We start from the raw sequence: 23,222 nt of genomic DNA on the forward strand, positions 1-23,222 counted from the left end.
TTCCAAGCCGATCTGCCGGTGCGGCTGTTGACAGCGGCACACGGGGCAGCTTGGAGATCAGTTCCCGGGCAGTGGAACGCATCGCCGAGGTTGCCGCACAGCGGGTGCGTGCGGTGGTGCGGCAGTCGGCCACCTTCGGCCGCGGCCTGCCGAAGGCCACCGCGAAAGTGGCCGGCCGACACGTCCGTCTGGACGTAGCGGTCGTCGCACGCTGGGGACGACCGCTGCCCGAGACCGCCGGTGCCGTCCGCTCGCTGGTAGCCGAACAAGTCTCCGAGCTGACCGGGCTTGTCGTCGACGCCGTCGCGGTTGACATCGTGGCCTTCGCGATCGACCCGAAGGCACCTGCCGTGCCCGGCACGGGAGACGAGGACGAGAGATGAACAACGGACCCGCCAAGCGGCCGGCCGGCGTCAGCGCCGCCGTGCCGATCGGAATCCTGACCGCGGTGGCCATCGTCGCACTCGGTGTGGCCGGCGTCCGCGACACCCTGCAGGCTGCCGGCGCGGTGAGCGGACCATCGTGGACCGGATGGCTGGCCGGCGAACTCGAGACCGTCCGGCCGGCTGACTGGATGATCCCTGCCGGCGTCATCGCCGTCGTTGCCGGGCTTCTGTGCCTGGTCGCAGCCTTGAAACCGCGCCGCCACACCCACGTTGCCGTCGGGCAGGACGGCATCTGGATCCGGCGCCGCGACATCGCCCGCCTGGCCGCCGAATCTGCGGAGGAGGTCGACTCCGTCATCTCGGCCAGGGCCAAGTCCCGACGGAGGACGGTGAGGATCACCGTCCGGGCCATCGGCGACACCGCCCGGGTCGCGACCGATCTGGATACCACCGTCGGTCAACGGCTCGCCGTCTTGTCGCCACCGCCGCGGATCCGCAGGCGAGTCGTCGAGGAGCACTGAGATGGGACGTGGATTGATCGCGCTGGACCGTCTGGCCGCATTCGTGCTCGGCGTCGCGCTGATCGCGGCTGGTGCAGCCGCCCTCGGGTGGCGGTTCGACCTCATCCCCGACGCACCCGCGCGCTTGCGGTTCAGCTGGCTACCCGACACCACCCAGACCGCTTGGTGGCCCTGGGCAACAGGCGCTGCCGGGGTCCTTCTGGTGCTGATCGGCCTGATCTGGCTGATCAGGCACCTCCGCCGCCGCGGTGTGGGCCGGCTGCAGGTGGTGGGCAGCGACCACACCGGGCGGCTCACCGCCGATGCGAACGCCACCGCCACCGCGGCGGGACACCCACTGACTCAGATCGCCGGCGTGCGCAGCTGCGCCGGACGGGTGGTCTCCGACCGGGGTCAGCTCGTCGCTGAGCTGAACCTCACGATCGAACCGACCGCCGACCTTGCCACGGTCCAAGCCGCGGCCGAACAGGCCAGCCACGATCTGCATCGCATCGTCGGCCGCGACGACCTGCACCACCGCGTCCAGCTCCACGTTGCCCGACATGAGGAAACGTCAGCCCGCGTGCAGTGAAGCCGCCCGACCCGCGGGTCAGAGGCCTGCGGCGTAGTTGAGGCGCCACCGCCGCGCACCGATGTGGGGCTATGAGTCATGCGACGCTGAGTCTGAGCGCCACCACACCCGCTGCCAACCGCGCGCAGACCGCAGCGTCCGACCCCACTGCACAGGTCCCGAGCGCTACCCATGCGGTGAACCACATCACGGTTTCTCGACGAGCGGGAGTACGGGCGGAGTACGGGCAGCGGCGCGTGCCGGCTGGGATCTACAGTGCGGTGCAGTAGCCCCCTCTGAGAGGAAATCAGGATGTTCCGCGTCATTCGTTCCACCCTGCTTGCTGCCGCGCTTGTCATGGCGACGCTCGTCCCCACCGTCGGGAACACTGCTCCCGCGGCGGCGGCCGTGCAGAACGAGGCCTACCTCAAGCTGGTCTTCAACTGTGGCAGCGTGGGAGATGTGACGGTGACCGTCACCGGCCCCGGCGTCCAGGCCAGCGCCCGTGACTCGATCGGCACCTACTACTTCCAGGGCCGGGGCGGAACATACATCGTGAAGCGGCTCGCCAACGGCCGGATCGCGCCAAAGACGGCATACCTCTCGGTGCGCGCGGGCACCACCCGGACTGTCCTGGTGTGCAACTCCAGCTGGGCGTAAGCCTGCCGCCGGGCGTCCTAGGCGGCCAGAGTGTCGGGCCATCCGTGGTGCGAACTATCAGCGCTGCATTCCTGAACCGTGCGTCGCAGGTTCGAATCCTGCCGGGCACCGCCCGAAATACGCAGGGGGTCCAGCGGCACCGGCGACCTGCTTCGGATGCGGTTGGGTGCGCTAGCCGATGAAGGCGGTCATCCGGATCGAGACGAGCAGGCCGGGGAGGTCGACGCCGAGCTTGGCGACGTAGCGGCTCGGCGGGTCGGATGGGAACCACCGTGCGTATTCCTCGTTCAGGCCGGCGAAGTCGGCCGGGTTTGTGAGCAGTACGCCGACCTCGAGGACGTCGTCCAGGGTCGCGCCGCCGGCCTGGAGGATCGCCTCGCAATTGGTCAGCGCTTGTCTGGTCTGAGCTTGGATGGTGTTGTCGACGAGGCTGCCGGTGTTCGGGTCGATGCCGACGATGCCCGAGAGCAGCACGTGGGGTCCGGCCTTGACTCCCTGGCTGTAGAGCGGCGAACTCGGTGCGTTCGCGGTCGTGATGATCTGCCGTGCCACGGCGGTCCTCCCTGTTCTCCCCCGCATTTCCTGCGTTTGGACAGCATCGCAGGGTTCGGCACTGTTCGGCGTGGTGATCTCGACCCAATCATTCGCACGCAGGTTCGGCGTACTGAGCATTCGTATGACTCTGTGGACCGATAGCATCGCCGCCATGAGCTACACGTTCATGGGTCGTCGCGCCATTGTCTGGTTCAGCGTGATCGGCGTGGTCTTCGCCGTCATCGGGCTTGTGCTGCGGCCGGTGAACATCGACTTCGCGGTGGGTGCGTTCCTGCTTGCCTTCGGAGGCTTCGTGCTGGCTGGCTACGGCCTGCTCGAGCGACTCGTCGACCGCATTCCGAGCCGCTCGAAGCGCTGACACCGGCCAGGCGGCGCCGGTGGTACGTCTACCTCGGTGCCTGGAAGCCGCCGAGCTTCTGCTCGAGCAGTTCGGCCAGCCGCAGTGCGGTTCGGTCCTCGAACATCGGGCCGATGAGCTGCACTCCCACCGGTAGCCCTTCGGGAGATCGACCCGATGGTACGGCGGTGGCGGGCAGACCGGGCATCGTGGCCAGGCCGGCCCAGACGAGCTGGTCGAAGTACGGGTACTCGACGCCGTCGATGTCGATTCGGCGCTCCAGCGGATTCGGGTTGTGGTCGTGGGGAAATGCGGGAGTGGGCGTGATCGGACACACCACGACGTCGAACTCGGCGAAGAGCTGCCGCCAGCCGTGCCGGTGGAGTTCGCGACGGGTGTTCGCCTCCATCCAGTCGCGGTGGCTCAACACCATGCCTCGCAACAGCACCGCGTCGAGACTCTGGTCGTCCGCACTCAGTGCGGCGGCGCGGGCGCGCAGCTGTTCGTCCCCGTCGACGGGGAAACGGGCAACGGAGCCAGAGAACAAAAACCGAAAATAGAGCAGCGCGGCTTCGGCCAGATCGGGCAGCAGCGGGCTGTGCCGTTCGACTCGGGCGCCGCCGTCGGCGAGCGCGTCGGCGACCCGGTTCACGCCCGCCCGTACGGCGGACCCGGTCGGAATGCGCGGATGCTGCTCGATGACCAGCACGCGGAAGTCGCGGAGGTGCTCGTGGCGCGGGAGCGGCAGCGTCACGTCGTACGCGATGCCGGACGTCAGCGGGTCCGGCCCGGCCATCACGTCGAGCAGCAGCGTGAGGTCGCGGGCCGTGCGCGCCATCGGTCCGGCAACGGCGAGGTCGAGATCGACCGGCAAGGCCGGCTCGGACGGAGCGACCATGCCGCGGGTTGCCACCAGTCCGAGGGTCGGCTTGTGCGCGGAGATGCCGCAGAAGTGCGCGGGGGTGCGCAGCGAACCGGCGAGGTCGGAGCCGATGGACAGCGCGCCGAATCCGGACGCCAGGGCCGCCGCGGATCCGCCGGAGGATCCACCCGCCGTACGAGCGTGATCCCACGGGTTGTTGGTGGTGCCGTGGAGCTCGTTGAAGCTCTGGATGTCCTGCAGCCCCAACGGAACGTTGGTCTTGCCGAGCACCACCGCACCGGCGGCCTTGAGCCGCGACACCTGGACCGCGTCCTCGGCCGGCACGTAGTCCCGGTACTGCGGCATGCCCCAGGTCGTCGGCAGCCCGCTCACGTTGTACGACTCCTTGACCGTCACCGGGATACCGAGCAGCGGGCGGTCCTCGCCGCGGGCGCGCGCCCGGTCGGCTCGGTGTGCGGCGGCCCGCGCACGGTCGAAGTCCGGCACACAGATCGCGTTGATCACCTTGTCGTCGCGCTCGATCCGCGCGATCGCCTCGTCGGTCAGTTCCACCGAGCTCACGTCGCCGGCGCGCAACGCCGCCGCGAGCTCTTCGGCCGTCGGAAAGTCTCTCTCCCTGAACATGTTTCCGACGCTATTGGCCTGCCGGCGAGGACATAAAATGCCGCTTCGCACAACGCCGGCTGGTCGCTCGGAGCGTGGTGCCGGCGTCGTTCAGAAGCCGGTGTCGAGCCAGGGAAGACGGTCGCCCAGGAAGGCACGCGAGGTCACCGCCAGCGCGCCCGGCCGCTCCGTCCGGCCCGCCCGTCAGGCGCCACGCGCCGGCGTTCCACGGCAGGAAGTCGTCCTCGATCCCCAGCACGACGTCGACCTCGTTCGCAGAGGTTCGCTCGGCCAGCGCCCGGCCGACGTCGACCAGTCGCACCCCGAGCCCGTCCCTGGTTTTCGCGTCGGCAGCTCGCGCATCGAGCAGCAGCGACAGTAGTGGGTCGTCCGACGGAAGCCGTCCATATCTCGTCTCACTGAGAAGGTCCTGATCAAGCAGGAACTGCCAAAGAGCCACGTGGGTGGCCACGTCCACGACCTGCTGCCGTATCCGAAGCGCCCGTAGACCACACGTTCGGACGCCGTCAGCGCGGCGACCGCTTCGCCACCGCCTTCGTACAGCTCAGTCAGCTGCCGGCGCATCAGTTGACGGAGCAAACCTCGCCGCCGATGAGTAGGGCTGGTCGCCACCATGGTGACGCCGGCCACCGGTGAAGACGGTCCGCCGCGGGCGAGCGCGGCGGACCCCGTCGTTACCGCTTGTCGACGTCACCGTCGGTCTCGATCCGCTCCTTGCGCACCTCACCACTCACGGTTTCCTGGTCGGTGCGCTGCTCCTTGCCGAGACGAACGCGCTCGACCGGCTCGGCGTGCGTGCTGACCACCGGCTTCTCCTCGTGCAGCACGACCTCGTGCTCCTCCTCGGAGATCTCCGGGCCGGAGGTCGCCGCGTCGAAGTTGTCGGCGGTGATCGGCTCACGTTCCACCACCGCACGCTCGCGCTGCACCGGCACCGTGGTCTGGACGTGCTCGGTCTCGACGTACTTGCGCAGCCGGACTCGCCCGGCCTCCTCGCTCCGCGTGCCGACATCGAGCCGCTCCTCCGAGCGGGTCATCGCGTCGTCCGTGGTCGGGCCCGATGTGTCGCGGCCCACCGCGCCGGCGGTGTCGTCGCGGTCGTATCCCAGGTCGCCCGACTGGTCGTAGCCCAGTCCCGCCGACCCGTCGTAGTCGAGTCCGTAGTACTCGTACAGCCGCTGCTCGTCCTCCGGCGACAGGTGCCCGTCGTCCGGGCTGACGTTCGGCGCGTCCTTGACGCGCTCCTTCGTGAACGGCAGCGACAGCCCGTCGCCGGACACACTCGCGTCGGCCAGCGGGACGAAGCTCTCGCTCATCCCGAAGAGCCCTGTGTTGACCGTCGCGAACTCCGGCTGCCCGGTCTGGTCGTCGAGGTACACCTGGCCGAGCTTGCCGATCTTGTCGCCGTCGCTGCCGTAGGCCTCTCGACCGATCAACTCCTGCACCTGATCCTTGGTGATCATCAGTTTCTCCTCACGTCTGCGCTGGGGTCGGCCGGAGGTACCCGGGCCATTCGTGCGCATTCGAAGTGCATAAGTTCGCGGCTGGTCTTTCCACCGATCGCACGCTCCGTAGCGCTGATCCCACCGATCGGAGCCAAAGGCAACTAACGGACAGTCCGACCCGATGCGGCCCATCGAGAGCGCCCGCAAATGGCCCACGGATGACGCGCCCCGGATGAGTACCGTCGAAACAGAACCACTGCCACGACTACCGCGAGGACCCTCATGCGAGCCATCACCGTCCACGACCGCGAAGCCGGCGTCGCCGGGCTGTCGCTGACCGAGCTGCCCTACCCCCACGCCGCCGAGAACGACGTCGTCGTCCAGGTCCACGCTGCCGGCTTCACCCGTGGCGAGCTGGAGTGGCCGGCCACCTGGACCGACCGGGCCGGACGAGACCGTACGCCGAGTGTTCCGGGCCACGAGTTGTCCGGCGTCGTCGTCGGACTCGGCTACGGCACCACCGGGCTCTCGATCGGTCAGCGGGTGTTCGGGTTCGCCGACTGGGCCCGCGACGGCTCACTCGCCGAGTACGCCGCTGTCGAGGCGCGCAACCTCGCCCCGCTGCCCGCGGACGTCAACCACGTGACCGCCGCCGCCCTGCCGATCTCGGGACTGACCGCCTGGCAGGCGCTGTTCGACCACGGTCGCCTGCAGCCCGGCCAGACGATTCTGGTCCACGGCATCGCCGGCGCCGTCGGGTACCTCGCGACCCAACTGGCCCGCGAGGCCGGAGCCCGCGTCATCGGCACGGGCCGGGCCGCCGATCGGGAGCTGGCCCGCGAGCTCGGCGTGCACGAGTTCCTCGACCTGGACAGCGAGAAGCTGGAGAACGCCGGCCAGGTCGACGTGGTGCTCGACGTCATCGGTGGCGACGTCCTCGACCGCTCGACCGCGTTGGTACGCCCCGGCGGCACCCTCGTCACGATCGCCGCTCCCCCGACCGCGCACCCCGAGGGCGGGCGGTCGATCTTCTTCGTTGTCGAGCCCGACCGCGGGCAACTCACCGAGCTGGTCACCCGGCTGCGCGACGGCCGGCTCACTCCGCTGGTCACCACGGTCCGCCCGCTCGACGAGGCCCCCGCCGCCCTCTCGTCCCGCACCAGGGGCCGCACGATCATCAAGGTCACCGATTGAGTGGTTCTCCTCATGCGCACACTTCGCGCGCACCGCAGGATCATAGGTCGACGTCTGAGTGAGACGGGGCTCGCTCCGGGCGCGGGACGGGGCTTACCGTTGCCTGGTGCTGGGGGCACGCTGACCTGTCCGACAGCGTGAAGAGGGGCGGAACACCATGGGGACGATCACCACTGGCGACGGCACGGAGATCTTCTACAAGGACTGGGGTAGCGGGCAGCCGATCGTGTTCAGTCACGGCTGGCCGCTGTCGAGCGACGACTGGGACAACCAGATGTTGTTCTTCCTGCAGCAGGGCTACCGGGTGGTGGCTCACGACCGGCGGGGGCACGGGCGCTCGACGCAGACCGGCGACGGGCACGACATGGACCACTACGCCGACGATCTCAGGGCCGTGGTCGAGCACCTCGATCTGCGCGACGCGATCCACGTCGGGCACTCGACCGGCGGCGGTGAGGTCGTGCACTACCTGGCCCGGCACGGGGAGGACCGCGCGTCGAAGGCGGCGATCCTGTGCGCCGTACCGCCATTGATGGTGAAGACCGACGCGAATCCCGACGGCCTGCCGAAGGACGTGTTCGACGACCTGCAGGCGCAGCTCGCGGCGAATCGCTCGGAGTTCTACCGGGCGCTGCCGTCCGGACCGTTCTACGGGTTCAACCGGCCCGGCGCCGAGGCGTCCGAAGCGGTGATCGAGAACTGGTGGCGCCAAGGCATGATGGGCGGCGCGAAGGCCCACTACGACGGGATCGTGGCGTTCTCGCAGACCGACTTCACCGAAGACCTGCGCAAAATCACCCTGCCGGTACTGGTGATGCACAGCGAGGACGACCAGATCGTCCCGTACGTCGCCTCCGGGCCGCGGTCCGCGGAACTGCTGCAGAACGGCACGCTGAAGACCTACGCGGACTTCCCGCACGGCATGCCGACGACGCACGCCGACGTGATCAACGCCGATCTGCTCGAGTTCCTGCGGTCGTAGGTTCGACGTACACCCACAGGCCGTTCTCGCGGGTGAAGTAGCTGTTCTCGTGCTGGTCGCCGCCGGCGTACGACGCGCAAAACTCGACCGTGCCCTCGGTGTGGAAGGCGGAACCGCCTTCCGTGCCGAGGATCTCGAGGCCGGTCCACCGCAGACCGGCCTCGAAGCGCAGCGTCCGCGGGCGGGTCTTCGCCGACCAGGTCCGCAGCAGATACGGCGCGTCCTCGACGACGAAGGCGGAGTAGCGCGAGCGCATCAGCTGCTCGGCGGTCACCGCCTGCTTGGTGCCGTCGTGCAGCGCGCCGCAGCACGCGGCGTAGGGAATGCCCAAGCCGCACGGGCACAGGGAGTCGCCCGTACGGCGGTCGGAACGGTTGGCCATGCAGTGATTGTGCCTACTGCGGGCCGAGGTCCTTGAACCGGTCGGCGGCGTTGTCGACGTGACCCTGGGCCTGGTCGGCGACACCCTGGCCGGTTTCGGTGAGGCCGTCGGTCGCCTGGGTGACCTGGTCGCCGACCCCGTCGACCGGTACGTCGACGCCGGTGGCCTCGGTGAACTGGCCGGCCGCGCCGTCGGCGTACTGCTGGGCGTTGTCGACGTGGCCCTGTGCCTGGTCGGCGAAACCGTCGACGTGGCCCTGCGCCTGGTCGGCGGCACCCTGCGCCTGGTCGGTCACGCCGTCGGCGGCACCGCCCAGGTGATCGGTGACGCCGCTGACGTCGATGCCGGTCGCTTCGGTGACCTTGTCACCGGCGCCCTGCAACATCTCGGTCGCTTTGTCCTTGAACTTGTCGAAGATGCTCATCGCGAAATCCTTCGGTCGTGGAGGGTTGGGGACGAGCCTGGAGCTGTCCGGCAAACCTACAGACCGCGTTCAAGTGAACGCTCAACGTTGTCAGTCGCCACTCTCGCGCGTCGGCGGTTGCGGCGTGTCGTTGCGGTCCGCGTACGGCGGCGCGCCGTCGTCGTGCTGCACGTCGCGATCGGTCAGCTCCGCCTCGTCGACCGGCCCGTTCTCGAGCGCTTCGTTGATCTCGGTGTCGCTGATGTCGTGGGTCTTCTCGAACCGCGTCGGCGTCAGGTTCTCGTACCGGTTGCTGGGGTTGGTCATCGCACACTCCCTCACGAAGAACTGTCGTCCTCCGGTGCCCGTCGGCGCACCGCCCCACACCGGCCGCGGCAAACTCTTGGGTGACGACCGTTCGCGATATATCGTCGAACTATCGCAAGCTCTGAGCTAGGGAGACGGTGATGGGTGGATCGGCATTCGCGGCGGGGTGGCCGTTCGGGCAGTTCGGGCGGGGCTGTTCGTCGTTCGAGGAAATCAAGGAAGAACTGCTGGCCGCGATGACCGGACGGCAGCGGCACGGTGGGCATCACCACCAGGGCTTCGGCGGGATGTGGGGAGCCGGGCCGATGTTCGGGCCTCCGTGGGCCGGCGGGCCGGGGCCGCGGGGCTGGCGGCAGGCGAAGGCCCGGCGCGGTGACGTCCGGGCGGCGATCCTGGCGGTGCTTGCCGAGGAGCCGATGAACGGCTACCAGATCATCCAGGTGGTCGCCGAGCGCAGCGGCGGGGCCTGGAAGCCCAGCCCCGGTTCGATCTACCCGACCCTGCAGCAGTTGGAGGACGAGGGCCTGGTGACGGCCGACGCGGCGGTCGGACGGCGGACGTTCACGCTGACCGACGAGGGACGCGCGTACGTCGCCGAGCACGCCGACGAGGTGTCGGCACCCTGGGAGGCGATGAACGCCGGCTCCGACGGCGACGAGAACGGGCTGAAGCCCTTGCTCGGCCAAGTCGGTACGGCGTTGTGGCAGGTGCTCGCGACCGGGACTCCGGAGCAGCAGGCCAAGGCGCGCAAGGCGCTGATCGAGCTGCGCCGCACGCTGTACGGCATCCTCAGCGACGACGAGCAGGACCGGTCATGAGTCTCCCGGAGCGCACCGCGTCGCTGCGGATCGGGGACGCCGAGCGGGACCAGGCGGTCGCGTTGCTGAGCGACCACTTCGTCGCGGGGCGGTTGACCCAGGACGAGTTCGAGGAGCGCAGCGAACGAGCGACCAAGGCCCGGTACGACGACGAGCTCGCGCCGCTGTTCGCCGACCTGCCCGACCCGGCGGCCCAGGTCGCCGTCCGCCGTCAGCCGCGCTGGGAGGTGCAGGGCCGCCCACCGGCGTTCCTGTTCCTGCTGCCGTTCCTGATGGTCGGGCTCGTGATCGCGAGCGTCTCGTTCGCGGCGCCGTGGGTGCTGTGGGTGTTCTTCTGGATCGCCTTGTTCGGCGGCCCGATGCACCACCGCCGGCACCGCTACGGCCACCGCCGCTGACCGCACGGCTCAGGGACGCCGCGACCGCGTCCGCGGGATCTCCTGGGCGAGCTCGACGACGAAGCCGTCGGGGTCGGCGACGTGCACCGTACGGTGACCCCACGGCCGATCGGCGGGACCGCTGAGAATCGGTACGCCGTGCGCCGCGAGCCGCGCGGCCTCGGCGTCGACGTCGGGCACGAGCAGCACCACCTCGGCGGCCGGGCCCGGGCTGACCGGGCCGCCGGTGAGCCACTCGGCACGGCGCCGTTCGTACAGCGCGAAGCGGGGCGCCTCGGTGCCGAACTCGGCGTACCCGGCGTCGGTGAACCGGTGTGGCAGCCCGAGAACGTCGCGGTAGAAGGCGATCGAGGCGTCCAGGTCGCCGACGTACACGATGACGTAGCCGATGCGGTTCATCCGGATCACGGTAGCGGCACGCGCTTCGGCCGTCGCGCCGCTAGGCTCGCGCCCGTGAGAACTCCTGGAGACCGCGCATGAGCACCGCGACGCCGCGCCGGCGGGGCCGCGGGCTGTTGATCGTCCTGGTGATCCTGCTGCTGATCGCCGTGGTCGGCGACCGGGTCGCGGAGTCGGTGGCCGAGAAGCGGCTGGCGACCGAGGCGGTCAACGAGGCGGCCCAGTACGACGTCACCGCCGCGAGCACGACGGCGGAGATCGGCGGCTTCGGGTTCCTGCCGCAGCTGGCCCGGGGCGAGTTCTCCGAGATCACCGTGGCGATGGACCGGCCGAGCGTCTCGAAGGTGTCGGCCGAGGAACTGACGATGGTGATGACCGGGGTCCAGGTCCCTCGTGAGCTGCTGACCGGCGACACCAGCGCCACGGTGGTGATCGGCAAGGCCGACATCCGGCTGCGGATGTCGCCGGACGCGCTGACCCGGCTCACCGCCGGCGCCAGCGGTATCGACGGCCTGAAGCTGACCGCGGCCGGCGAGAAGCTGCAGGCGAAGGTCAGTGGGTTCGACGCGGTAGCGACGGTCCGGCCCGAGGTGCGCAACGGACGGATCGGGCTGATCGTCGACAACCTGCCGGACGGCGTACCGGCGCGGGTGCGGACCGTGCTCACCGCGCTGCTGGCTCGTGGCATCCGGATCCCGGAGCTGCCGTTCGGCGCGACCGTCACCCAGGCCGCCGTCCAGGGCCAGTCCCTGGTCGTCACCGCCACGGCCACCGACGTGAAGCTGTCCGGCGCCTAGCCTGTCCGGCCACTCAGCGGGTTTTGTTGCTGAGAGCAACATCGGCGCCGGCCAGGCGTCGCAGCACCAGCAGGCCGCCGACGGCGGGAATCAGGGCGATCAGCTTGGTCGGCCTGCTCGCGCGCGCCTCCCGAGCGGTGAGGATGACGACGAGCAGGTAGCAGCAGCCGTGGGTCGGTCCGATCAGCGAGGACACGGCGGCCCAGTGCACGGTGAAGAGGTTGGCGAACAGGATCACCAGGGACACGACCTCGGCGGTCGCGGCGGCGCGGAGCGGGGTCCACTTCGGCATGCTCAGGCTCCTGTCGTCGAGCCCGGGCGGGCGATCATCAGGACCGTCACGGTGGCCCAGAGCAGGTTGAAGAGTCCGGCGTGCATCGCCAGGCGGCTCGGAGCCGCGTGGTCGGGCGCGCCGGCCAGAACCCGCTGCTGACCGGGCAGCACCAGCAGGATCAGTACGGCGGCCGCGCACGCGGTCAGCACCATCGAGATGATCAGCCAGACGTCACCGAGCACGTCCAGGCTCCGGGCGGTCGCCAGCCCGAACGCCGGTACGGCGATCCCGACGACGGCGTAGACGCGGCAGATCCGGTGCAGCGTCCGCAGCTCACTCACGTCGCGTTCCGTCCGCACGGCGAGGGCCGCCTCGGCCGCCCGGTTCATCACCGCCGGAGGCACCGCGGCGTCCGGGTCGTTCACCTGCCCCGGCTCGGCCAGCAGGCGCCGGACGGTCGCCGGGAATCGGCTCGCCGCGACGGCGACCGGCCCGATGGCGATGATCGCCGCGATCACGTGAATCGAGAGCAGCAGCTTGGTCACCCCGAGAAGGTAACGGCCGTGCCGGGACTCATGGAACTGGCTGGATGGCCATATCCCGACGGATTCTCGCCAACCCTCTCACCAGGTGATTTGTCGACTCGGCGCTTTGGCGGGAATCGACTGGCTGTCTACTATCCAGCCATGCACACGGTGGCGGTCCTGGCGCTCGACGACGTGATCCCGTTCGATCTGGCCACGCCGATCGAGGTGTTCAGCTGGGCGCGGCTGCCCGACGGCCGCCCGGCGTACCAGGTGCGGGTCTGTGGCGTCACGCCGTCGGTCGCGGCCGGCGCGTTCGCGCTGCAACCGCCGTACGGGCTGGAGGCGCTGGCGGAGGCGGACACGATCGTTCTGCCCGGCTGCCGTGACCTGCGCCCCGCGCCCGACCAGGCGCTCGACGCCATTCGCGCCGCCGCGGCCCGGGGGACGCGGATCGCCTCGATCTGCGTCGGCGCGTTCGTGTTCGCCGCCACCGGACTGCTCGACGGGCACCGGGCTACCACCCACTGGTACGCCGCCGACCTGCTCGCCGAGCGGCACCCTGAGATCGAGGTCGATCCGAACGTGCTGTACGTCGACAACGGCCAGTTCCTCACCTCGGCCGGCGCGGCCGCTGGGCTCGATCTGTGCCTGCACCTGGTCCGGCGGGACTACGGCTCCGCGGTCGCCGCCGACGCCGCACGGACCGCGGTCATGCCGCTGGAGCGCGAGGGTGGGCAGGCGCAGTTCATCGTGCACGACCAGCCGCCGAGTCCGCGCGGCTCCGAGCTGGAGCCGTTGCTGCGCTGGATGGAGGAGCACTGCACTCGCGACCTCACGCTCGAGCAGCTCGCCGCCCAGGCGGGCACCAGTCCCCGGACGCTGAGCCGCAGGTTCCGCGAGCAGACCGGCACCACTCCCCTGCAGTGGTTGCTGCGCAGCCGGATCCGGCGGGCGCAGTCGTTGCTGGAAGCAACCAGCCAGCCGGTCGACCGGATCGCCGGCCGGGTCGGCTTCGGCTCACCGACCGCCTTCCGGGAGCGTTTCAAGCGGGTGGTCGGCACCACGCCGCACGCCTACCGGGCCGCGTTTCGCAGGGCCGATCCGACCGTACGGCGTACGGATCGGGTTGCGGGAGGGTGAGAATGGGTACGGCGGAACCATGAACGACTCGCGTTTGATCGAAACCGCGCAGATGTTGTCGAAGGCGCTCACCCCGGGTGACCTCGACCATACGCTCGGGCAAATCACGGCGGCCGCGGTGCAGGTCCTGCCGATGGTCGACTACGCGAGCATCACCATCCTGCACAGTGACGGCCAACTGGCGACGGTGGCGCCGACCGACGACATGCTGCTGACCGTCGACGCCGCGCAGTACGAGATGCGGGAAGGCCCCTGCTACCACGCGGCCACCGACACCGTGCACGTGATCTCCTCCGACCTGGCCAACGACGAGCGGTTCCCCCGCTACGCGGGCGTCGCCATCTCGGCCGGGATCAACGCCCAGGCCGGACTGCGGATCTTCGACGCCCCCAAGTCGCAGGGCGCGCTGAACCTGTACTCCCGGGAGGTCGGCGCGTTCGAGGACTTCGACTCGCTCAGCCAGCTGTTCGCCCACCAGGCCGCGACGGCGATCGCGTACGCCCAGGAGATCGACGACCTGTCCCAGGCCATCCACACCCGCGGCACCATCGGCCAGGCGGTCGGCATCGTGATGGAGCGCTACAACCTGAACGACGAACGCGCCTTCGCCTTCCTGACCCGGCTGTCGCAGGACAACAACGTCAAGCTGCGCCGGGTCGCCGAGGAGATCGTCAAGGAGCTGTCCCAGCGCAGCCGCTGACTCCCCCCCCGCCCCACCCGGGCCCGGCGCTGTGGCGCCGGGCCCGGGGTTTCGGAGCGGACTACTGGCCGGTGATGGTGAACTGCGAGCCGGGCTCGATCACGACGTTGCCGTCGGCGGAGTTGGTGATGGTGGTGTTGGTCAGCACCGCGTTGCCACGGGCGCCGCCCATCGCCAGGATGCCGGCGCCGTTGTTCGACTTGTCGATCCGGACGCCTGTGATCGCGACGTTCGGCATCAGGCCGCCGCCGGTCTTGAACTGGATCCCGTCGTAGGTGGAGTCGACGATGTCGGTGTCCCGGATGGTGACGCCGGGGATCGGCAGGTTCTGCGGGAACAGCGTGATCGCGCCGAACTCCTGGTCCTCGTTCCAGAACACGCCACCACACCGGTACAGACCGTTGTTGGCGATCAGGGTCTGGCCGGAGAACGGCAGCGGGTCGTGGTCGGTGGCCAGCATGATGCCGGGATAGTTCATCGTGTCGTAGATCAGGTTGTTCTCGATCTTGTTGTCGTAACCGCCGTAGATCGCGATGCCGTTGGCGCGCCAGGGCAGCTGGACGGTGTTGTTGGTGAACGAGTTGGTGTGACCGATGTCGACCGACTGGTCCTTGACGTACTTGTTCGCCCAGACCGCGAGCGCGTCGTCGCCGGTGGTGCGGAACGACGAGTTGAACACCTTGGAGTTCCGGGTGCCGTTGCTGAAGTTGATCCCGTCGGCGTAGGTGTTGCGGATCCGCATCCCGCTGAACTCCAGCCCGTCGGCCGGGCCCCACAGCTCCTGGATGTTGTCGTAGTCGCGGCCGACCCAGATCCCGACGTTCGCGTGCTCGATCCAGACGTTGCTGATCTTGGTCCCGGTGCCGAACCGGCCGTTCAGGCCGACACCGCCCTCGGCGTTGCCGTCACCACCGCGGATCCGGCCGGAGCCGAAGATCGCGATGTCCGAGATCTGCGTGTTCTTGTCGATATCGAACCCGAAGTTCCCTTCATGCGGGTGGTTGATGCCGCCGGCGTTCTGCGGCTCGATCGTCGAGTACAGCTGCGAGTGCCACATGCCCGCGCCGCGGATCGTGACGTTGCTGATCCCGACCTGGTTGAACTGACCCCGGTTCAGCGGGTCGTCGGTGAGGATCTTCTTCTCCTGCCGCCACTGGCCGGCCGGGATCCAGACGCAGCCGATCACGCCGTTCTGGTCGTCGGTGACGGCCCGCTGGATCGCGTCGGCGTCGTCGATCCCGTCGTTCGGCACCGCGCCGTACTGGGTGATCGACGTACAACCGGTTGGTTGGCTCGCAGCGGGTGCGACCTGCTCGAGGTCGATCGTGTCGATGATGTAGAACGCCGCGGTGTCACCCGCGTCGCGCTGCAGCTTGAACTTCGTGCCCGGCGGGTACGACGTACCGAGCAACGCGTGCGACTCGTCGAACAGCCGGCGCGCGTCACCACCCGGCGTGTTGGTCAGGCCCTCGGGCTGGTCGGTGTTGCCGTACAGCCAGCTGTGCCGTGACGACAGGGTCAGCTTGCGGCTGAAGGTGCCGTTCACGTACAGGCTGATCGTTGCCTCCAGCCCCTGTCCGTTGGCGGAGTCGGGAATGGAGTTGCGGACCACGATCGAGTTCGTCTGGTTGGTCGAGGTGAACTCGACGAACTGGCCCTGGCTGTTCAGCCGCACCGAGCTGCGCCCGGACGACTCGGTCGCGAAGTTGGTGTGGCCGAAGGTGCGCAGCGGGTCGGCGACCAGCAGCTGACCCTGGTAGTTCGCCGCTTCCGCCTCGTACGACGTGTACGGTACGGCGGCGCCGCGGCCGACCACGATCGCCCGGGCGAAGGTGTTGTTGGTTTCGTTGGTCTCGGCCACGACGTTGGTCGCGTCGGCCGTCGCGGTGATCGTCGCGCCGCCGTTGGTCGCCGCCCAGGTGCCGCTGATCGCGACGTTGCTGGTGGCGCCTGCCGCGATCGCCGCGGTGCTGCCGTTCAGCGTCGTACCGCCGACGACGACCCGGGTCACCGAGCCGGCGGCGGACGCCGACGTGCCACGGTTGTTCACCGCGACGGTGAAGCTGACCGCCTGGCCGACCGCGGGGTTGGCCGGGTTGGTGGTGATCCCGGTGATCTGGAGGTCGGGGCCAGGCGCCTGCGTTATCACCAGTTGCGTGGGTGCCGTGAAAGAGTTGTTGTCGTTGTTCTGCTCGACGACCGTGTTGGTCGGGTCGACCACCGCGCCGACGGCGTACGAGCCCTGGGCGCGGGTGCCGGCGTTGAAGGTGACCGTGGCCGAGGCGCCGGCGGCAAGGGCACCGACTGGGGAGCTGCCGACGACCGTGCCGCCGAGGGTGAAGTTGACCGTGCTCGCGGGAGCAGCGGCCGAGCCGATGTTGCGGACGGTCGCGGAGAGCGTGACCGGGCTGGTCTCGCTCGGGGTGGCCGGCGTCCAGGACAGGTCGCTGACGACCAGGTCCGGGTTCGGTGCGGCGGTCCCGACGACCTGGAGCTCGGCGACCTGGCCGCCGGGCGCGCCGGTGTTGCTGAAGAAGTGCAGCCGCAGGTCGGCGACGCGGCCGCTGACCGGGATCTCGACGGTGTTCTGCGCGGACGGGTTGAAGACGTGGTTCGCCCGGCCGGACAGGGAACTGAAGGTGGTCGCGTTCTGCTCGCGGCCGAGCACCTCGAAGTTCTGGGTGCGCTGGCCCCAGGCCTGGTCGGGGTTCAGCTTGACCACGACCGAGCTCACGTCGGCGTTCGAGCCGAGCTTGACGGTCAGCGTGGCCGGGAAGCCGTTGGACTCCCAGTACGTCGCGACGTTGTTGTCGTTGGCGTTGGCGGCGACGAAGCTGTGCACCGCGGACGACGCCTCGATCGGCTTGCCGGTCGCGAGGTTGGTGCCGCCGCCCTGGCCGGCCCGGCGGACCCGGTTGCTGTCACCGGACTCGTTGCCGGCAGCATCCTTCGCGCGGACGAAGTACTCGACGGTCGCCGAGGACGGCTGGTTGTCGGTGTAGCTGAGCACGCTACCGGCGACCGTCGTGACGACGGTGTTGTTGCGGTAGACGACGTAGCCGGTGACGCCGACGTTGTCGGTGGCAGCGGTCCAGGCGAGCCGGAGCTGGCCGGTCGCGGGCTCAGTCAGGGTCAGGTTGCCGGGCGCGGTCGGGCTCTGGGTGTCGCCGGTGTCCGGGCCGTGCACCTCGAACTCGGACAGCTGACCGGCGGGCCAGCCGGTGTTCGCGGTGATGTTCAGCCGGACGTAGCGCAGGCTGGTGGCCGGGAACGTGATCGTCACCGTGTTCGCGTTGGCCGGGCTGAAGCCGTAGCCGGTGCTGGTGACGACATCCCGGTACGACGTTCCGTCGGTGCTGCCCTGCACGGACAGGGTCTGCGTGCGAGCGCCCCAGGAGGACGGCAGCTTGAGCACGAGCCGGTCGACGCTCTTCGCGGCGCCGAGGTCGGCCCGCAACCACTGCGGGAACTGGTTGTTGTAACTCTCCCAGTACGAGTTCTGATTGCCGTCACCGGCGTTCGTGGCCGGGTACTCCCCCAGTTGGCTGCTCGCGGACAAAGTCCGTGGGAGCGCAGCCGCGGGGGCGGCGGCTGCGGTCTGGGCGGTCTGGGCGGTGTCGGCGGTCTCGGTGGTGACGGTCGCGGAGGCGATGGCCGGTGTGGCACCGGCGAGGATCAGGGCTGCGGAGAGCAGGCCGCCGATCAGCCGCCTGCGGGGCTGACTCCGTTTCATGGACGTCCTCAGGTCTGGGCGGGGAACTGCAGTCGGAGCTACGTAACTTGCGCTTGTATGCCAACTTCTTGCGCCGTAGTAGCCAAAGCTTGCAGTCGCCGACGCGGTTCGTCAACGGTTCGTCACGATCGGCGCACGACGAGGGACGTGGAGCAGGCGTTCAGGCCCCTGACCGATGAGTTCTCCCGGGGTTGCTCGTCTGAACATTGGAAAGACAACCCCGGAAGGACGTTCTCGATGGCCAAGATCCTGTACTCCGTCTCCATGTCGCTCGATGGCTACATCGCCGGCCCCGGAGGCGACATGTCCTGGCTCACCGCCCACCTGGGCCCGAACCCGCTGGTCGACGAGCTGATCGGCGACATCGGCGCGCTGCTGGTCGGCGCCACGACGTACCGCGGCGACGATCCGCACAAGAACGACGAGAACGCCGGCCAGGCCTTCGGCGGCGGCTGGGACGGGCCGCAGTACGTGGTCACGCATCACTCACCCGCCGACTCCCCGGGTGTCTACTTCGTGCCCGACGTACTCACCGGACTGGCGGCGGCCGAAGCCGCGGCTGGTGACCGCTACGTCAACGTGCTCGGCGCGGACATCGCCCGCCAGTGTCTCGAGGCAGGCCAGCTCGACGAGGTCCTCACCATCGTCGTACCGGTCCTCCTCGGCGACGGGACACGGCTGTTCCACCACCCTGGCGGTCGCACGGTCCAGCTGGAACGCCTGCACCACAGCGCCGTTCCCCAGGCGACGAATCTGTGGTTCAGAGTCCTCAGCTGACCGGAACGACGCGGATCCAGCCCTCGGAGACAAGGACCGGTTCCATGCCGACCGCCAGGTAGAGGCCGAGCGCGGGCGTCGGGTTGTTGGTGTCGACGTCGAGCATCGTGCCGGAGCGGCGCGCGGCCGCGTCGTGGGCGAACGCGTCCTGTAGCAGGAACCTCGCCAGCCCGCGCCCGCGGAACTCCTCCAGCACACACAGCATGCCGACGTACCCGCAGTCGTCGGTCTCGAGGTGCGCGTCGGTGCACTTGCGCAGCGCGACCGCGCGACCGTCGACCTCGAGCAGCGTCATCTGGGACCAGTCGAAGGTGGACAGCAGCTCGAGGTACTCGATCCACTCCTCGTGCGGCCGGACGACGAAGCCGAACTGGCCTTGAAAGCATTCGATGATGAGCTCGTGCGCGGTCCACCGGGACGTGTCGTCCCACGCACCCCTCCGGACGACGACACCGGGCGGCGGCGCCGGCATCGCGACCGGTTCATGGTGGTCGATCCGCATCCGGTGGTACGTCGTACCGTTGGTGAAGGAATGGCCGGCCAGCAGAGCACGCTGCGGCTCGTCGGCCCGGTAGACGTCGGTCTCGACGGTGATCTCCGCATGACCGTTCTCCCGGCCCATCTCGCGGGCGCGGTCCATCGTCCGCCCGTACAACCAGGCGGCGACCTCCGGTGTGCGGGACCACACCTGGATGTCGACCACCTGGCGATCCCCCAGGCCGGAGGCGGTCCCGTATCCCACCGGCCGCCCTCCCCCACCGACCACCAGAAACCCGTCGGTCCTCCGGTCGAACCCCGGCTCAACGATCCCCTCGGCCACCTCGGTCACCGTGCCGTCGGCGGACCCGATCAACGCGGAGTTGCAGTCCGCCAGCATCGCGAACAACGCCGCGGCGTCAGCGGGCTCGGGCGGCCGGACGATGTACCCGTCCGGCAGCACGGCGACCGTCGTCATGATTGATCGTTCCGTCGAACAGGCGGCGCCGGAACAGCTCGGTGGAGGTCGGTCGGACGATTGCTGTGAAGAGAATTCACGATGCCCCCTCAGGACACTTGCTAGATGCGTCGGGGGGCACCGAAGTTGCCGATCCGCCGGTGTTTACCAGCTGTGGGCGACGTCGACCACGATGCGGCTGGTGCCGTCGGAGCCGGGGAGGGTGAAGACGCGGAACGGCAGGCGGGCGCGGACGCCGACGCCGATCGTGGTCTCACCTTCGAAGCTGCCTGCGGTCGCGAGTTGCCGGAAGGTCCGGTAGCCGCTCACGTTGGTCAGCTCGTCCGGGTTGCCCGGGTTGTAGGTGCTGCGGCCCGCGTCGTCGTACGAAGGCACCGACAGCACGATCTGCAGCTTCGCGCCGCCGCGCAGCGGCACGATTTCGCCTTGTCCCACGGTGGAAACGTTCTTGACGTACTCCACCCGGAACCACGACGGCTTGCCCTTGACGTCGAACACGACGCGGTCGTAACAGGCGTGCCGCCCGGTCCGGACGCCGGTCAGCGTGCCGGCGCCGCGGTAGGTGCTTGCCTCAGGCAATGAACCCCAGCCGGTCGGGCAGGTGGCGGTGGTGGTGGTGGTGGACGCGCCGGCCAGCGCCGGCACAGCGACCGCGCCCACCGGTACGGCGGCGACGGCCAGGATCGCGACGAGCGTGCGGATCGGTTGACGGTTGATGCGGATGGATTTCATGAGCTGTCCCCCCTTAAGAGACAACTGTTAGATGCCTCCGCCAGAAACGAAGTTCACCGATCGCGCCGACCACCTTCAGTAGTCGGCCGCCGCCGAAAACATGACCGGCCGTACGTCGACGCCCGCGCCGTCCCGGGTCGCCTCGGGCAGCAGTCCGGCGAGCTCGACGGCCCGATCCGGGGAGTCGACGTCGAGCAGGTAGAAGGCATGGATCGGAGCCCCCGGCGAACCGAGCACGGTGCCGAGCGAAGGGTCGGCCAGCGTCTGCCCGTCGACCAGTTCGCCGGCCTCCTGCGCCGCGCGGCGGAAGGCCGTGTGATCCGGCGGATCGAGCTGGTCGGCGGCGTGCAGGATCACCAGGTACTTCATGGCGCGGCTCCGATCGTCAGGTGCTGTCACTGACCAGTCGATGCCGCGATGCTGGTTTTGACATCATCGGCCCATGATCTTGTCGACCGAGCGGTTGGTGCTGCGCAGGTTCCGGGACGACGACGCCGCGGCGCTGGCGGCGTACCGATCGATGCCGGAGGTCGCGCGCTACCAGTCGTGGGACGCGCCGTACCCGCTGGAGAAGGCGATCGAGACCGTGCGGTTGTACGCCGGGGGCGATCCCGAGCAGCCCGGCTGGTTCCAGTACGCGATCGACCTGGACGGCGTCCTGATCGGCGACATCGGACTGAACCTGGACGAGACTCTGCGCCAAGCCGAGCTCGGCTTCACGCTGGCGCCGGCGTACCAAGGCCAGGGCTATGCGTCCGAAGCGGTCGGCGCGCTGCTCGATCACCTGTTCACGCAGCGGAACCTCCACCGGGTGTCGGCCGAGTGCGACGCCCGGAACGTCGCGTCGGCGCGGCTGCTGGAGCGACTCGGCTTCCAGCGCGAGGGACTGCGACGAGCGGCGAGCTGGTGGAAGGGCGAGTGGACCGACGACCTGCTCTTCGGCCGCCTGCACCCGGACTGGCCTACCGAGTAGTCCCGCGCACGGCCCAAGCCCTGGCGGTCAACGAGATCGTCCCGTCCGACTCGACCGGAAGCCTTTCCTGCAAGGCGTCCCGGATCTTCGACCGAGTCGTCTCGTCGACCGTGCTCAGGTACGCCGGCGCCGCGCCCTGCCCGCCGAGGAACGGCGTCCAGTAGTCCTCGAACGACGTGAACACCGTCGGTACGACGATCCCGCGGCTGGCCACCTCGCCGAACCCGGCGCCGGTGAACATCTCCTCCAACGCGTCCGGCCGGCAGAACGGGAACCTGGTGCCCTCGTCCAGGTCACGCCGCGCGGGATCGACCTCGCCCGCGACCTCCCAGAAGTACTTCATCAGCTGCATGCCCTCGGCGTAGTCCCACACGTACGCCGCGACGACGTCGCCGATCTCACCGAGCCGGCGCAGCAGCCGGTCGCGATCCGGCACGAAGTTCAGCACCAGGCCGGACACCGCGACGTCGAAGGACGCCCCGGGCAGGTCGTCGGCGTCACGGACCTCGAAGGACGCACCGGGCACCGTCCGCCGCGCGTACTCGAGGAACCCCTCCGACCGATCCACCCCCAGCACGTACGCCGGTGCGGCGTCCCGCACGATCGTGCTGGTCAGCGCACCCGTCCCGCAGCCGACATCCAGCCATCGGCGCCCGGCCGGCTGATCCAGCCACGCCACGAACTCCGTCGCGACCAGCCGGCTCCAGCGCCCGACGTACGGCTCGTACTGCTCCCCACTCGCCCATCGCTCCATCCCGGCAGGTTAGGGCTCACGCGCGGACGGCGGGAAGGGTTACGCCGGTCAACTCCTCGGCCGTCGTCCAGAGCCGGGCCGCGACGTCCTCGTCGAGCGCACGCCGCGGGATCCTGGCGAGCTTGGTCGGCCCGACCATCTCGAACCAGCGCGAGGGACCGTAGTACGCGCCGGACACCGCGTCCGGGCCGGCCGCGGCGACCAGCAGCGGTTCGGTCCCCTGCTCGACGTCCTGGGTCGGCGTCAGGTCGAAACGCATCATCAACCGATCCGCCAGGGAGGGCCTGTCCCGGCCGAGGCTCGGGCCGGCGGACTGCAGATTGGTCCGCGTGATGCCCGGATGCGCGATCGTGCTCAGCAGTGGCCAGCCGCGCTCGGCGGCGATCACGGCGAGCCGCCGGCCCATGATCAGATCGGCCAGCTTCGACTGCGAGTACGCCCGGATGCGACGGTACCGCCGCTGCCACTGCAGATCGTCGAACTCGATCCGGCCGAAGTTCGCCATCCCGCTGCTCATCGTCGCGACCCGCGGCGCCGGCGCCGCGAGCAGCAGCGGCAGCAGCCGCAGCGTCAGCGCGAACGGACCGAGGAAGTTCGTCCCGAACTGCAGCTCGAAGCCGTCGGCGGTCAGCATCCGCTCCGGCGGAATCATCACTCCGGCGTTGTTGATCAGCACATCGAGCGGTACGCCGTCTGCGATCAGCTCGTCGGCGAAAGCGCGCACGGAGTCGAGATCGGCCAGGTCGAGCCGGCGGATTTCGAGCTGTGCGCCGGGATGCCGAGCCAGGATCTCGGCGCGGGCGGCCTCGCCCTTGGCGGGAGTGCGGACCGCCATCACCACCCGCGCGCCGGCCGCGGCCAGTCTCCGCGCGGCCTCCTTGCCGGTGCCGCTGTTTGCGCCGGTGACGACGAAGTACTTGCCGGACTGATCGGGGACCTCGTACATGGCGGGCTCCTTAAAAGACTGCCGGTCTGTTGTCTTCGACGCTAACAGAC

At 69.3% G+C, this 23,222-nt stretch carries 30 protein-coding genes and 1 pseudogene; 14 read left to right on the plus strand and 17 right to left on the minus strand.

The genetic code is table 11. From position 1 onward, the window contains the following. The first annotated feature begins 50 nt into the window (after positions 1-50). From ACQPXM_RS33865 to ACQPXM_RS33880, 4 genes are all read left to right on the plus strand, one after another. Positions 51-383: an Asp23/Gls24 family envelope stress response protein gene (locus tag ACQPXM_RS33865; protein WP_432941564.1), complete on the plus strand. Its 333-nt coding sequence runs from the start codon at positions 51-53 to the stop codon at positions 381-383. After that, positions 380-907: a DUF6286 domain-containing protein gene (locus ACQPXM_RS33870; protein WP_432941566.1), complete on the plus strand. Its 528-nt coding sequence runs from the start codon at positions 380-382 to the stop codon at positions 905-907. The genes ACQPXM_RS33865 and ACQPXM_RS33870 overlap by 4 nt, the downstream gene beginning before the upstream one ends. 13 nt (positions 908-920) lie before the next feature. Continuing rightward, positions 921-1,478 (plus strand): hypothetical protein, encoded by a 558-nt coding sequence (locus ACQPXM_RS33875; RefSeq protein ID WP_432941568.1) that lies wholly within the window; start codon positions 921-923, stop codon positions 1,476-1,478. Between the two features lie 291 nt (positions 1,479-1,769). Then, positions 1,770-2,117: a hypothetical protein gene (locus ACQPXM_RS33880; protein ID WP_432941571.1), complete on the plus strand. Its 348-nt coding sequence runs from the start codon at positions 1,770-1,772 to the stop codon at positions 2,115-2,117. A 171-nt stretch (positions 2,118-2,288) separates the two neighbouring features. Here ACQPXM_RS33880 and ACQPXM_RS33885 read toward each other — a convergent pair whose 3' ends face one another. Further along, positions 2,289-2,669 (minus strand): RidA family protein, encoded by a 381-nt coding sequence (locus ACQPXM_RS33885; RefSeq protein WP_432941574.1) that lies wholly within the window; start codon positions 2,667-2,669, stop codon positions 2,289-2,291. A gap of 154 nt (positions 2,670-2,823) precedes the next feature. On the opposite strand from ACQPXM_RS33885, the gene ACQPXM_RS33890 reads away from it, so the two are divergent. Then, positions 2,824-3,030, plus strand: a complete 207-nt coding sequence (locus tag ACQPXM_RS33890) for a hypothetical protein (protein WP_432941577.1) — start codon at positions 2,824-2,826, stop codon at positions 3,028-3,030. Positions 3,031-3,058: 28 nt separating this feature from the next. Here ACQPXM_RS33890 and ACQPXM_RS33895 read toward each other — a convergent pair whose 3' ends face one another. The 4 genes and pseudogenes from ACQPXM_RS33895 to ACQPXM_RS33910 form a co-directional block, all read right to left on the minus strand. After that, the gene (locus tag ACQPXM_RS33895) at positions 3,059-4,516 is read right to left on the minus strand and encodes an amidase (RefSeq protein WP_432941579.1); all 1,458 of its coding nucleotides are present in this window, start codon (positions 4,514-4,516) and stop codon (positions 3,059-3,061) included. Positions 4,517-4,526: 10 nt separating this feature from the next. After that, entirely contained in the window at positions 4,527-4,967 is a 441-nt protein-coding gene (locus ACQPXM_RS33900) for a sterol carrier protein domain-containing protein (protein ID WP_432941581.1), read from the minus strand. A gap of 74 nt (positions 4,968-5,041) precedes the next feature. Beyond that, positions 5,042-5,131: pseudogene (locus tag ACQPXM_RS33905) on the minus strand (GNAT family N-acetyltransferase); the annotation flags it as partial. 59 nt (positions 5,132-5,190) lie between these two features. After that, the gene (locus tag ACQPXM_RS33910) at positions 5,191-5,979 is read right to left on the minus strand and encodes a DUF2382 domain-containing protein (RefSeq protein ID WP_432941584.1); all 789 of its coding nucleotides are present in this window, start codon (positions 5,977-5,979) and stop codon (positions 5,191-5,193) included. A gap of 264 nt (positions 5,980-6,243) precedes the next feature. Between ACQPXM_RS33910 and ACQPXM_RS33915 the strand changes: the two genes are divergently transcribed. Then, positions 6,244-7,155, plus strand: coding sequence for an NADP-dependent oxidoreductase (locus tag ACQPXM_RS33915; RefSeq protein ID WP_432941587.1), 912 nt, complete (start codon positions 6,244-6,246; stop codon positions 7,153-7,155). Positions 7,156-7,312: 157 nt separating this feature from the next. Next, positions 7,313-8,137 carry an alpha/beta fold hydrolase gene (locus tag ACQPXM_RS33920; protein ID WP_432941589.1) on the plus strand — a complete coding sequence of 275 codons (825 nt, stop codon included), beginning with the start codon at positions 7,313-7,315 and terminating at the stop codon, positions 8,135-8,137. Here the strand turns inward: ACQPXM_RS33920 and ACQPXM_RS33925 are convergent. The 3 genes from ACQPXM_RS33925 to ACQPXM_RS33935 all read right to left on the minus strand — a co-directional run bounded on the left by ACQPXM_RS33925 (position 8,103) and on the right by ACQPXM_RS33935 (position 9,249). Next, the gene (locus ACQPXM_RS33925; protein WP_432941591.1) at positions 8,103-8,519 is read right to left on the minus strand and encodes a YchJ family protein; all 417 of its coding nucleotides are present in this window, start codon (positions 8,517-8,519) and stop codon (positions 8,103-8,105) included. The genes ACQPXM_RS33920 and ACQPXM_RS33925 overlap by 35 nt on opposite strands. Positions 8,520-8,532: 13 nt before the next feature. Further along, the gene (locus tag ACQPXM_RS33930; RefSeq protein WP_432941594.1) at positions 8,533-8,943 is read right to left on the minus strand and encodes a hypothetical protein; all 411 of its coding nucleotides are present in this window, start codon (positions 8,941-8,943) and stop codon (positions 8,533-8,535) included. A gap of 90 nt (positions 8,944-9,033) precedes the next feature. Continuing rightward, positions 9,034-9,249: a hypothetical protein gene (locus tag ACQPXM_RS33935; protein WP_432941596.1), complete on the minus strand. Its 216-nt coding sequence runs from the start codon at positions 9,247-9,249 to the stop codon at positions 9,034-9,036. 140 nt (positions 9,250-9,389) lie between these two features. On the opposite strand from ACQPXM_RS33935, the gene ACQPXM_RS33940 reads away from it, so the two are divergent. After that, positions 9,390-10,067 carry a PadR family transcriptional regulator gene (locus tag ACQPXM_RS33940; protein ID WP_432941599.1) on the plus strand — a complete coding sequence of 226 codons (678 nt, stop codon included), beginning with the start codon at positions 9,390-9,392 and terminating at the stop codon, positions 10,065-10,067. Continuing rightward, a complete protein-coding gene (locus tag ACQPXM_RS33945; RefSeq protein WP_432941601.1) occupies positions 10,064-10,465 on the plus strand; it encodes a DUF1707 SHOCT-like domain-containing protein in 402 nt (133 codons plus the stop codon). The genes ACQPXM_RS33940 and ACQPXM_RS33945 overlap by 4 nt, the downstream gene beginning before the upstream one ends. A 9-nt stretch (positions 10,466-10,474) precedes the next feature. Here ACQPXM_RS33945 and ACQPXM_RS33950 read toward each other — a convergent pair whose 3' ends face one another. Beyond that, entirely contained in the window at positions 10,475-10,864 is a 390-nt protein-coding gene (locus ACQPXM_RS33950; RefSeq protein WP_432941603.1) for a VOC family protein, read from the minus strand. Positions 10,865-10,941: 77 nt separating this feature from the next. On the opposite strand from ACQPXM_RS33950, the gene ACQPXM_RS33955 reads away from it, so the two are divergent. Beyond that, on the plus strand, positions 10,942-11,661 hold the full coding sequence (locus tag ACQPXM_RS33955) for an LmeA family phospholipid-binding protein (RefSeq protein WP_432941605.1): 720 nt from the start codon (positions 10,942-10,944) through the stop codon (positions 11,659-11,661). A gap of 13 nt (positions 11,662-11,674) precedes the next feature. Here ACQPXM_RS33955 and ACQPXM_RS33960 read toward each other — a convergent pair whose 3' ends face one another. Together ACQPXM_RS33960 and ACQPXM_RS33965 are read right to left on the minus strand one after the other, a co-directional pair. After that, positions 11,675-11,953, minus strand: a complete 279-nt coding sequence (locus ACQPXM_RS33960) for a DUF3817 domain-containing protein (RefSeq protein WP_432941607.1) — start codon at positions 11,951-11,953, stop codon at positions 11,675-11,677. Between the two features lie 2 nt (positions 11,954-11,955). Further along, the gene (locus tag ACQPXM_RS33965; protein WP_432941610.1) at positions 11,956-12,480 is read right to left on the minus strand and encodes a hypothetical protein; all 525 of its coding nucleotides are present in this window, start codon (positions 12,478-12,480) and stop codon (positions 11,956-11,958) included. Between the two features lie 141 nt (positions 12,481-12,621). Here ACQPXM_RS33965 and ACQPXM_RS33970 point away from each other — a divergent pair, with 141 nt between their 5' ends. Beyond that, entirely contained in the window at positions 12,622-13,602 is a 981-nt protein-coding gene (locus ACQPXM_RS33970) for a GlxA family transcriptional regulator (RefSeq protein ID WP_432941612.1), read from the plus strand. A 19-nt stretch (positions 13,603-13,621) separates the two neighbouring features. Next, positions 13,622-14,302: a GAF and ANTAR domain-containing protein gene (locus ACQPXM_RS33975; RefSeq protein ID WP_432941615.1), complete on the plus strand. Its 681-nt coding sequence runs from the start codon at positions 13,622-13,624 to the stop codon at positions 14,300-14,302. Positions 14,303-14,363: 61 nt separating this feature from the next. On the opposite strand, the gene ACQPXM_RS33980 is transcribed toward ACQPXM_RS33975, so the two are convergent. Continuing rightward, positions 14,364-18,035, minus strand: coding sequence for a CARDB domain-containing protein (locus ACQPXM_RS33980; RefSeq protein WP_432941617.1), 3,672 nt, complete (start codon positions 18,033-18,035; stop codon positions 14,364-14,366). A 237-nt stretch (positions 18,036-18,272) separates the two neighbouring features. Here ACQPXM_RS33980 and ACQPXM_RS33985 point away from each other — a divergent pair, with 237 nt between their 5' ends. Further along, the gene (locus ACQPXM_RS33985) at positions 18,273-18,812 is read left to right on the plus strand and encodes a dihydrofolate reductase family protein (RefSeq protein ID WP_432941620.1); all 540 of its coding nucleotides are present in this window, start codon (positions 18,273-18,275) and stop codon (positions 18,810-18,812) included. Here the strand turns inward: ACQPXM_RS33985 and ACQPXM_RS33990 are convergent. The 3 genes from ACQPXM_RS33990 to ACQPXM_RS34000 form a co-directional block, all read right to left on the minus strand. Further along, positions 18,805-19,767, minus strand: coding sequence for a GNAT family N-acetyltransferase (locus tag ACQPXM_RS33990; protein WP_432941622.1), 963 nt, complete (start codon positions 19,765-19,767; stop codon positions 18,805-18,807). The genes ACQPXM_RS33985 and ACQPXM_RS33990 overlap by 8 nt on opposite strands. 144 nt (positions 19,768-19,911) lie before the next feature. Further along, positions 19,912-20,499: an AMIN-like domain-containing (lipo)protein gene (locus ACQPXM_RS33995; protein ID WP_432941624.1), complete on the minus strand. Its 588-nt coding sequence runs from the start codon at positions 20,497-20,499 to the stop codon at positions 19,912-19,914. Positions 20,500-20,574: 75 nt separating this feature from the next. Further along, a complete protein-coding gene (locus tag ACQPXM_RS34000; RefSeq protein WP_432941627.1) occupies positions 20,575-20,868 on the minus strand; it encodes a YciI family protein in 294 nt (97 codons plus the stop codon). Between the two features lie 73 nt (positions 20,869-20,941). On the opposite strand from ACQPXM_RS34000, the gene ACQPXM_RS34005 reads away from it, so the two are divergent. Beyond that, on the plus strand, positions 20,942-21,472 hold the full coding sequence (locus ACQPXM_RS34005) for a GNAT family N-acetyltransferase (protein WP_432941630.1): 531 nt from the start codon (positions 20,942-20,944) through the stop codon (positions 21,470-21,472). Here ACQPXM_RS34005 and ACQPXM_RS34010 read toward each other — a convergent pair. Beyond that, the gene (locus ACQPXM_RS34010) at positions 21,462-22,226 is read right to left on the minus strand and encodes a class I SAM-dependent methyltransferase (protein WP_432941632.1); all 765 of its coding nucleotides are present in this window, start codon (positions 22,224-22,226) and stop codon (positions 21,462-21,464) included. The genes ACQPXM_RS34005 and ACQPXM_RS34010 overlap by 11 nt on opposite strands. Before the next feature lie 16 nt (positions 22,227-22,242). Next, positions 22,243-23,172, minus strand: coding sequence for an SDR family oxidoreductase (locus tag ACQPXM_RS34015; RefSeq protein WP_432941634.1), 930 nt, complete (start codon positions 23,170-23,172; stop codon positions 22,243-22,245). Positions 23,173-23,222 lie beyond the last annotated feature (50 nt).

The organism is Kribbella sp. CA-253562 (assembly GCF_050942265.1).
Classification (GTDB): Bacteria; Actinomycetota; Actinomycetes; order Propionibacteriales; family Kribbellaceae; genus Kribbella.